Source organism: Sphingobium sp. (assembly GCF_041987595.1).
Classification (GTDB): domain Bacteria; phylum Pseudomonadota; class Alphaproteobacteria; order Sphingomonadales; family Sphingomonadaceae; genus Sphingobium.
The window spans coordinates 1-8,995 of the sequence record NZ_JBHIWJ010000070.1; the positions used below are offsets into that span (position 1 = coordinate 1).

9 protein-coding genes are annotated in these 8,995 nt (G+C 62.0%); 4 read left to right on the forward strand and 5 right to left on the reverse strand.

All coding sequences use genetic code 11. From position 1 onward, the window contains the following. Positions 1-197, forward strand: a 197-nt coding sequence (locus ACFC3J_RS15990; RefSeq protein WP_375197111.1) for a VOC family protein, incomplete at its 5' end; no start/stop codon positions are given. A gap of 13 nt (positions 198-210) precedes the next feature. On the opposite strand, the gene ACFC3J_RS15995 is transcribed toward ACFC3J_RS15990, so the two are convergent. The 5 genes from ACFC3J_RS15995 to ACFC3J_RS16015 form a co-directional block, all read right to left on the reverse strand. After that, a complete protein-coding gene (locus tag ACFC3J_RS15995; RefSeq protein WP_375197112.1) occupies positions 211-1,332 on the reverse strand; it encodes a helix-turn-helix domain-containing protein in 1,122 nt (373 codons plus the stop codon). Positions 1,333-1,353: 21 nt separating this feature from the next. Then, complete coding sequence (locus ACFC3J_RS16000) at positions 1,354-2,154, reverse strand: cyclase family protein (protein ID WP_375197113.1); 801 nt, start codon at positions 2,152-2,154, stop codon at positions 1,354-1,356. A gap of 189 nt (positions 2,155-2,343) precedes the next feature. Next, positions 2,344-3,102 (reverse strand): FadR/GntR family transcriptional regulator, encoded by a 759-nt coding sequence (locus ACFC3J_RS16005; RefSeq protein WP_375197114.1) that lies wholly within the window; start codon positions 3,100-3,102, stop codon positions 2,344-2,346. A 54-nt stretch (positions 3,103-3,156) separates the two neighbouring features. Further along, a complete protein-coding gene (locus tag ACFC3J_RS16010) occupies positions 3,157-5,184 on the reverse strand; it encodes an alpha-amylase family protein (RefSeq protein ID WP_375197115.1) in 2,028 nt (675 codons plus the stop codon). Between the two features lie 261 nt (positions 5,185-5,445). After that, complete coding sequence (locus tag ACFC3J_RS16015) at positions 5,446-6,738, reverse strand: glycerate kinase (RefSeq protein WP_375197116.1); 1,293 nt, start codon at positions 6,736-6,738, stop codon at positions 5,446-5,448. A 334-nt stretch (positions 6,739-7,072) separates the two neighbouring features. Here ACFC3J_RS16015 and ACFC3J_RS16020 point away from each other — a divergent pair, with 334 nt between their 5' ends. The 3 genes from ACFC3J_RS16020 to ACFC3J_RS16030 all read left to right on the forward strand — a co-directional run. After that, on the forward strand, positions 7,073-7,534 hold the full coding sequence (locus ACFC3J_RS16020; protein WP_375197127.1) for a c-type cytochrome: 462 nt from the start codon (positions 7,073-7,075) through the stop codon (positions 7,532-7,534). Next, on the forward strand, positions 7,534-8,226 hold the full coding sequence (locus ACFC3J_RS16025; protein ID WP_375197117.1) for a cytochrome b/b6 domain-containing protein: 693 nt from the start codon (positions 7,534-7,536) through the stop codon (positions 8,224-8,226). Before ACFC3J_RS16020 ends, ACFC3J_RS16025 begins: the two co-directional genes overlap by 1 nt. Before the next feature lie 111 nt (positions 8,227-8,337). Beyond that, positions 8,338-8,995: SDR family NAD(P)-dependent oxidoreductase (locus ACFC3J_RS16030; RefSeq protein ID WP_375197118.1), on the forward strand; the 658-nt coding region annotated here is incomplete at its 3' end.

The following is an 8,995-nucleotide window of genomic DNA, read 5'->3' on the forward strand; positions in this document are numbered from 1 at the left end:
CGGATCAGAACAAGTCATCAGGCGCGAAGATCGGGCTGCGGGTCGCCGACACCCGCGCCATCGCGGCGAAGGTCAAGTCCGCCGGCTATCCGTTGATCAGCCAGCCGGCTGCGGACGCCAGGGGGCCGGTCCTGAACAGCGTCGTGCGCGATCCGGACGGCGTGATCGTGGAACTTGTCGAACTTCGCATGCCCTGACGGCCGCCCCCCCTCAGTTGGGCTGAGCCACAGGCTTCATGCTCCGCCGATAATGGGTCGGAGCCATGCCGGTCCAGGCGTGAAATGCCGATCGCAGGGAATCGGAATCGTAAAAATCCAGGCGTTCGGCGACTTCCTCGATCGGCAGATCGGAGTTGACGACAAGATCGATGGCGATGCCGCGCCGGACTTCATCGCGCAACTTGTGAAAGGTCGTGCCTGCCGCGCTCAGCCGCCTGCGCAATGTCATGCGGCCCAGCACCAGCTCATTCGCCAATTCATCGAGCGATAGCATGCGCGCCTCTTCCCGCAGGGCCAGCGCCATGAGCTGCCGTGATCGCCGTGCGATTTCCTCCGGATCATTTCCGTCACGCAGGCCGAACAGAAAATTGAGCGTCGGCGCCGCCTCGCAATCATCCATCGTCCTTAGGACGGGAAGGTCGAGCATGCGTTCGGCAAAGATCAATTCGGATCGCGGCGCCCCCAGACGGAGTTCGAAGGGCCAGCTGTCATCGTCCAGATAACATGCTGCGGATTCCGGGTAATCCAGCGCTGCGATGCCGCCCAGCGGGACGCCGATAAGCCAGCTGAAGATCGAGTGGAACATCAGCTCGCCATGAAGCGAGACGATGAAGTCCAGTTCCTCATCGCCGCTGCGAGCGCCGCGGAGCGTCAGCCGTGCCCAGGAACCGGAGCAGTTGAGCGAAGCGAACCCCATGCGACCGTCGATCGCCACCAGCAGTTCCTCCATCCGCTGGATCGCTTCGCGCAGGGATTTGCTACCGGTGAGGCAATAGAAGAGCAACCGCCAGTCGCCCGCGCGAAAAAGCGCTCGGCCCGCCTTGCGCGATTGCATGTCGGCAGCGACGACGCTCGCGTGGGAGGCGATCGCCCGCAACTTCTGTTTCTCGACGGCGAGCAATCCAGGACCCAGAAATTCGGCCAGGGGCTGGTCGATGTTCCGAGTAGCCAATACAGACTGCGCATCGCCGCCCCTGCTCTCAATCAGGCGGAGCAACCGCGCGACAAAGCGGTGGCCGGTGGCGAGCAGATTTTCATTCGGACGGCCCGCTCCCGAGGGCTGCTTCGCCGCCAGCCCTTTTCCGCGATCCGATGAAAAGGATGGTTCCGTCATTTCCTGCTTCCGCGTCAAATGTCAGAAGAGCGCCATGGCCCGAATGGGAATACCGGTGGCCTCTGCAATGGGAGGTGCGCCCACGAAAATTATGGCGCCGGAGGCTGGCGCCCGATCGAGATTGGCGACGGCTTCCAAGCCCCAGCGGCCGCTGCGCAGCCAGCTTTGATGCACCGGATAAGCAGGCATATCGCGCCCGGCATCCAGGGAGAGCGTATCGACCGCGATGCCCCGCACATCCCGCTTTAGCAGAAGATCGGCTGCGGCCCGGCTGAAACCGGGGCTCTTGCGCCGCTCCTCCGGTGATAAGCTGCCATAGCGGGCCACTTCCGCCAGTGGATCCCAAGCTGAGAGCATCGCGACACAGCAACCGGCCGGCAAGCTGCCCTGCTTCTTTTCCCAAGCGGCGAGGTCTTCTGGCCCCACTTGCGCATCGCGGTCCAACTGGCGCTTTGCCCTGATGTCGATCACGACAAGAGGCACGACCAGATCGGCGATTGGCAAGTCGCCAACGCTGCGGCCCTCGGGAGAGAAATGGCGTGGCGCATCGAGATGGGTTCCGGTGTGCTCAACGATCGAAAGCCGGTTAAGCCGCATGCCAGCCCCGGTGCCGGACCCTTCCACCGCTTCCATCGACAGGCGTCCAGGTGTGAAGGCGAAAGCGCGGGTCAGCCGATGTGTCAGATCGACGATTTCAAGCCTACGCCCATGCAGTTTGATCGTCCCATCATCGGGCGAAACCGCAGATGCAAAGGCTTCGGGGGACCGGCTAGCAAAGGCGGTGACCAGGCTTGCAGCCAAAACAGCGCGGCGGTCGATCATGCTAGCTGCTCCGCGCAAGTAGATGAGCCGTGGAACCTCATTCGTCGATAGCCCTTTGACGTAGGTTCATGCACCATCCCCCTCCTCTCACCTGTAAGCAGCAGAGCATGCAGCCCCATTATTCATCTGGTCTTACCACGACGTGATGGCGTGTCTTTGCTGTTTTTTGCCTCGCTTTGCGAAACAGCCTCAGGACAAGCTGGTCGCCCCCTGCTTGTGCAAGGCTGCGCCGATTGCAAAATGGCTGAGCATCAGGTCATCAACCAAGCGGGCGTCGCCGGACACTACCGCCTCAAATATCTTCCGATGATGGTCGATCAGGAAATCGCGAGCCTTTGAGGTCTCCACGATGCGCTGCCTCCGTTCGAAATGGGATCGTTCCAGCAAATGGGTAATCGTCCCATAAACGGTGGAAAGGGCGGGCGAGTGCGCTGCTGCGACGAGTTCCGCGTGGAAACGGAAGTCCGCATCGCCCCCTGACTGCGCGTCGTCGATGGTGGCCAAAATTTCCTCGAGGGCCAAGGCCAGACGCTGAAGATCCTCCTCGGCCGCACGCTCGCAAGCCAGCCGCGCCGCTTGCCGTTCCAAGGCGATCCGAACTTCGACGATGTCTTCGATGATCGCCGGTTGCTGGGCGAGGGCCAGCGAGAAAAATTCTCCCAGAACTGTGGCGTCGGGAATGCGAACCATGCTTGCACGACCGTGGCGCGTTTCAATGACGCCGATCATTTCCATCGCCCGCACCGCTTCACGCACAGCGGGTCGGCTGACCCCCAATTGCAAGGCGAGTTCGCGTTCACCTGGCAAGCGGTCACCGGTCTGAACCCTACTATTGATCAGCAGATCGCGCAGGTGCGCGAGCACCCTGCGGTAACCGGAAAATTCCTGTATTTCTGCTGCGGTGCATTCGATTGTCATGACCCCTTCGCGTACAACCAGTTTCATCATTTCACCAGTGATTACTATTCGGGCGCCCTCCGGCGTGAGCGCGACCCGCCAAAGCTAACGCGGCAGCAGCCGCAGCACTTCGAAAGCTGCGACGGGTGGTAGGTCGAACCACTGATAATCATCGCCCGATTTTCTGGCGCCTCGGATCGTGCGGTCCGTGCGTAGCGCTGATCCCGCAGAGCTGAACGAACCGCGTACCCCCAGCCGCAGTCCGTGAAGAGCCGGCGGCGTGGTGTAAGCGGTGTTCCGTTGCCCCGCATAATTGATAAGGTGGACCATCAGGGCACCCGTGCCATCCTGCCGCTGAACGGTCAGTTCGACAGGGCCTTCGCCTTCCAGGCGGATTGACGGTGGCGGCGCGAAGCGGTCGATGATCGCGCCGAACAAGTCTCGGTGCGCCTGCAGACCGTCCCGATAGTAGAGCGTTTCGGGCATCCAGGGGATGTGGACCGCGGTACCCTTGCCAAACTGGATGGCGACAACGCCGGGGTCAGGACGCACCATGGCGTCCGGTTTTGCATAACTGAATTCCGGCGGACCGAAGCGCTGATCGGGCGCGAAGGGGATCAGCGTCGTCGCTCCCCGGCGCTGACGACTATGGAAGTAGCGGCCGTCAACGGGAATGCGCGCGCCGCCGAAATCCAGTTGAGAGCCTTCATCCTTCAACGACCAGCCATGGGCGTCGGACTCCCCGGTGAACATCTCCACCGGGCTGCTCCCCAATATCTGCCGCGCGCGCGGCTGACCTTTCGCATCGAGCGCACCTGTCTTGCCTGTCGTAATCAACAAGCCGCCCGCGGCGACAAAATTGTCGAGCGCCGCCGCTTCCTCGTCCGAAAGCCGTTGGCCGTCGGACACCAGAACGACGTCGAAATTGTCGGTCAGCGCCCTCCCCTCCTTCACCAGACGCCCTGCATTGAGGCTGAGAAAGGGCTGACGAAGATCGATCAACGCCTGATAGGCACCCCGCAGGCCGGGTGAAAAGCCACGCTCGCCGCCGGTGAAGCCCGAGGCGGGGGAGAAGAGCCCGACGCGTCCGACGGGTGTCAGGCCCGCATAATGACGTTCGTTGGCTGCATGCCATTTGAAGAGTTGGGACACAGGCTGCAGCCAGCTTTGATCGTCTTGATCCGCCAAGGTGCCCATCAGATACAGGTCGAGCTTGCCGCCCGCTCCCAGCGCCTGCGCAAAACGGAGCAGTTGATTGTCCGCACTCTCGGTCGCTTGTCGCCACGGATAGTCGATATGGGCGGCCGAAGCAGCCGAAAAGGGGCGCTTGGGATTGACGCCTGTGGCCCAGCGTACCTGTTCCCCCATCGCATAGGGCCATTCGGGCGCTGGACGATCCACCCGCCGCTGTACCTCTCCGCGCGCCACCTGGCCTACGAAGAAATCCATGAGCGGCACATCGGGCCTGACCGAGCGCACCAGCATAGTCATCCGTTGGGCCAGTTCCGCCAGCGTCCGGCCTTGAAAAGCGATATAGGGCAACCAGTTTGAATCATCCGCGCCGTCGGTTTTCGGCAGGTCCAGCCCATACATGGCGCGGAACTTCTTCCTGCAATTGTCACAGACGCAAATGCCATGATCGACATTCGCATAGTCGGTCCGCGTATATCCCACCATGTTGAAGAACAGGCCGTCTATGTCATACCGCCCTATGCCTTCCTCCAGGATGCGCAGGGCATAATCCTGCGCCCATCCGCCATTTGGGCAGACCTGATAGGTACCCTCATATTCGCGCACGGACCCGTCCCGGTTGCGCATGAACCAGTCGGGATGAGCATCGAAGACGGACTTGGTTGTCTTGGACAGATCGAACCGGCCGATATAGGCGAGGCCGTTGGCGTGTGCCGCATCGACCATCCGCCCCACGAAATCCCCCTTCAGATAGGGGTTCGCATATTGAAGCGGCAGGGCGGACGGATAGAAGGCGACGATCCCGCCAATATTCGAAACGATTGCGGTGGCGCCGAAATCGCGGGCTGCGCGGGCGATCACGGCCGGATCCTGCTGTGCATCTATCTCGCGCAGGTTTGTCTGCAGGATGCGATATTCGCTTTTCCACCAGTCCTTCGTCATGGCTGATGTCGCGGCGTTTGCGGAACCCAAGACAGCCGATGTCGCGGAAATTATCGCACTGTGGCCCAAGGCAGCCATCATGTCACGGCGCGAAAGATTGAAATCCCGGCGATCCATGCAAACTCTCCCAAAAGTGGTCGGTCTATGATGGCAGCCGACTCCCGTCGCAAGCAGCGCACTATCCTGTCTCACAATGTGGACATTTTCCTTGCGCGAGCATTTCAAGTGGCTGTCACATCTTTCGGCGAGAGCGACCCACGCTCAGGCTGCGTCGTCGATCAGGATCACCCGGAAGTCATTCACGGTCGTCCGCGTCGGCCCCGTAAAGACAAGATCGCCCAGCGCTTCGAAAAAGCCGTAGCTGTTGTTCCGCCGCAGCATCGCAGCGGGGGAAATCCCCTCTGCCTTCGCCCGCCGCAGCGTCGATCCGTCGATGATCGCCCCGGCATGCCCTCCTACGCCGTCAATACCGTCTGTATCGCAGGCAATCGCCGAAATCCCCGCGGCACCGTCTAGTGAAAGGCCGAGGCTGAGCGCATATTCGCTATTGCGCCCGCCCTTCCCCACCTTGTTCCGCACCAGCACCGTCGTTTCTCCACCGGACAGCAACGCCCATTTGCCACCTTTGCGCCGATGATGCAGCGCGAGGGCGGCGTGCACGATGCCCAGCTCTGTCGAATCCCCTTCCAGATCGTCCCCCAGATAAACCGGCGTAAATCCTTGCGATGCCGCGATCTCGCCCGCGGCCTGCAAAGCCATGTGGTTGCGCGCGACGATATGCGCCTCAGCCCGCGTCATCGCTGCGGCATCTGGCCGCGGCGTTGCGTGCCGCTCATCCTCAAGAATGCGCCGCACATGATCGGGCACCGGAATTGCGAAACGTTCAAGCACCCGCCGTGCGTCCTGCAACGTCGTTCGGTCCGCGACGGTCGGCCCGGAAGCGATCAGCGCCGGGTCATCACCTGACACATCGGAAAAGGCGAGCGTCACCACTTCGGCAGGATGCGCCAGCACCGCGAGGCGCCCCCCCTTGACCTGCGACAGATGCGTGCGGACACAGTTGATCTGGGAAATCGTCGCGCCGCACAGCAGCAACTCCTCCGTCAATTGGCGTTTGTCTTCAAGGGAGAGACCTTCCGCTGGCAGAGCGAGGAGCGCGGAGCCCCCCCCCGATACCAGCGCGAGCAGTTGGTCTTCCTCCGTGAGTTCGGACACCGCCTCGCAGATCATCTTGGCAGCTTCCAGCCCATGCTGATCTGGCAGTGGGTGGCCCCCTTCCAGCAGCATAGCGCTCGAGGGTAGATCGGCCAGTTCGCAGCCATGCCCATAGGGAACCAGTATGATCGCGCGCGTCTGCGGCGGGGCGTCCCTCAGCGCGACTCTGGCCATGGCTGCCCCAGCCTTGCCCACGGCAACGACAAGCCTGCGGCCTTTGGGATAAGGGGGAAGATAGGCGGGCAGGCAACGGTCCGCCGACACCGCGGATAACGCGACCTCCAACATTTCGCTCAGCAATTCCGCGTGGACGCCGCGACTTCCGGTCCTGATATCCACGCCCACACATTCTCCCCAGTTACATCTGCCTGTTCTAATCGGTCTCGTGTGCGGCTGCAAATGCCCGCCATTCTATTCCGTCCACTGGAACGGTCCAGAACGCTTGCCCCCTGAAACAGGCTTCCGATCGACGCGAAGATCATACTGTTCGTGCAAAATCGACGGATTGCTCCAAAAACCCGTGTTCACTGATCCCAATCCGGGTGGTCCATGATCTCGACAGGCGTCATTTGACCATGAAAAGTCACGGATGGTGCCCAAGCCCTCCAATGCCTGCCGACCGGACGAAGCGCTGGCTGACCGACAGGATGTTTTCAGAGAGGACGAAGTGAAGATGAAGCTCCCCTATTCGACAGCATTCGTGGTGCTGGGCATGTTGGCCAGCTATGCGGCCTATGCTGCGGCGCCTGCAGTCACGAACGCGATCAATGCGCGCCAGGCGAGCTACAAGGAGATTGGCGGAGCGTTCAAAAGCATCAACGACGAGTTGAAGTCGGGCGCGCCCGACATGAACAGCGTCAAGCCGCTGGCGCGCGACATCGCCGCACGCTCGGCACTGCTGCCCAAATATTTCCCGAAGGGCAGCGGCCCGGAAGCCGGCCTCAAGACCCGCGCCAAGCCTGAAATCTGGAAGGACAATGCTGCCTTCGTGAAGCTTCAGGGCGACATGATCACCGCCGCCCGGTCGCTGGATGCGGCTGCCGCGAGCGGTAACGCCGCCGGTCTGAGTGCGGCGCGCAACACGCTGGGCAGCACCTGCAAGAGCTGTCACGACCGTTTCCGCGCGGAGCTTTGATGGCCGAGGCGGACATGAGCGGCGCGCCTGCGCGCCTGCGCATCTGGGACCTGCCAACCCGTCTGTTCCACTGGACATTGGTGCCCCTGCTGGGGCTCGCCTGGTGGACGGCGGAAGAACGGATGCTCGATTGGCACCGGCTCGCAGGGTACAGCATCTTCACGCTGCTGCTCTTCCGCCTCATCTGGGGCGTCGCGGGCAGCAGCACCGCCCGCTTTTCCCATTTCGTGGGCGGACCCGTAACGCTGTTCCGCTACGTGCGCGGTCATATGTTCAACCGTGGGACGGCTCCAGCGCCCGGCCATAATCCAGTTGGCGGCTGGAGCGTGATCGCAATGATCGCGCTGCTTGCCACGCAAGTCGGTCTGGGCTTCTTCTCGGTCGATATCGACGGCATGGAATCCGGCCCCTTCGCCTATCTGGTCGATTTTGACACGGGGCGGGTCGCTGCGGAATGGCATGGCTTCATCTTCGACGTCATCCTAGCCCTTACCGCACTGCATGTCGTGGCGATCCTCTTTTACCTGATCCATCGCCGCGACAATCTGGTCGGCCCGATGATCAGCGGCTCGCGGCGCTGGACCGGCGAGCAGCCGGCCTTGCGTTTCGCGTCGAACCGGGTCGCGCTGGCGATCTTCCTGCTGATCGCGGGCGGGACATGTCTGCTGATCGCGCAATTCGGCAGGGCCTGATTTACGGGCAACTCGCCACGGCGCGAAGCGAAAACGGAACGGCAGATTGGAAAAACAGTCCTCATCGCGAGGAATAGAAATAGTGCAGCAACCTATTTTGGGAGAAATCGGATGAACAGCAGACTCGAAGATCGCCGCATCATCATATTCGGTAGCGCAACAGGCATCGGCGCCGCAACCGTCAAGCGGCTGGCCGCAGAAGGCGCGCGAGTCTGTGCGGCCGACATCAACCTAGCCGGAGCAGAGGCAGCGGCGCAGGCGGCAGGCAATGGGGCCTTTGCCGTCCATGTCGATATTTCTGACGAACAGTCGGTGAACGAAGCGGTCAAGACTGCGGTGGAGCGCTTGGGCGGCCTTGATGGCGCGCATATCAACGCAGCGGACCTGCGCGTGATCATGGAGGACTCTGACGCCCTGGCGCTCGACCTTGCCGTGTTCGACCGCACCATCGCCGTTAACCTGCGCGGCCACCTGCTGTGCACGCGCGCCGTGGTGCCGCATCTGCTGAAGAACAAGCAGTCGGCAATCGTCTATACCAGCTCCGGCTCCGCCCATGGCGCGGAACCCACCCGTCCCTCCTACGCCATGTCGAAGGCGGGCGTGAACGCCCTGATGCGTCACGTCTCATCGCGCTGGGGCAAGGAAGGGCTGACCGCCAACGTCCTCGCCCCCGGCTTCACCGTGACCGGCGAGATGAAGGCGCAGATGGAAGCTAATGGCCCCGAAGCCGAAAAATGGGCGCAATATTTCATGTCGCGCACGCCCCATA

Bases quoted from the DNA above. Each gene is read 5' to 3' on its own strand.
- ACFC3J_RS15995 (WP_375197112.1), bottom strand. From the start codon at position 1,332: ATGACGGAACCATCCTTTTCATCGGATCGCGGAAAAGGGCTGGCGGCG.
- ACFC3J_RS16000 (WP_375197113.1), bottom strand. From the start codon at position 2,154: ATGATCGACCGCCGCGCTGTTTTGGCTGCAAGCCTGGTCACCGCCTTT.
- ACFC3J_RS16005 (WP_375197114.1), bottom strand. From the start codon at position 3,102: ATGATGAAACTGGTTGTACGCGAAGGGGTCATGACAATCGAATGCACC.
- ACFC3J_RS16010 (WP_375197115.1), bottom strand. From the start codon at position 5,184: ATGACGAAGGACTGGTGGAAAAGCGAATATCGCATCCTGCAGACAAAC.
- ACFC3J_RS16020 (WP_375197127.1), top strand. From the start codon at position 7,073: ATGAAGCTCCCCTATTCGACAGCATTCGTGGTGCTGGGCATGTTGGCC.
- ACFC3J_RS16025 (WP_375197117.1), top strand. From the start codon at position 7,534: ATGGCCGAGGCGGACATGAGCGGCGCGCCTGCGCGCCTGCGCATCTGG.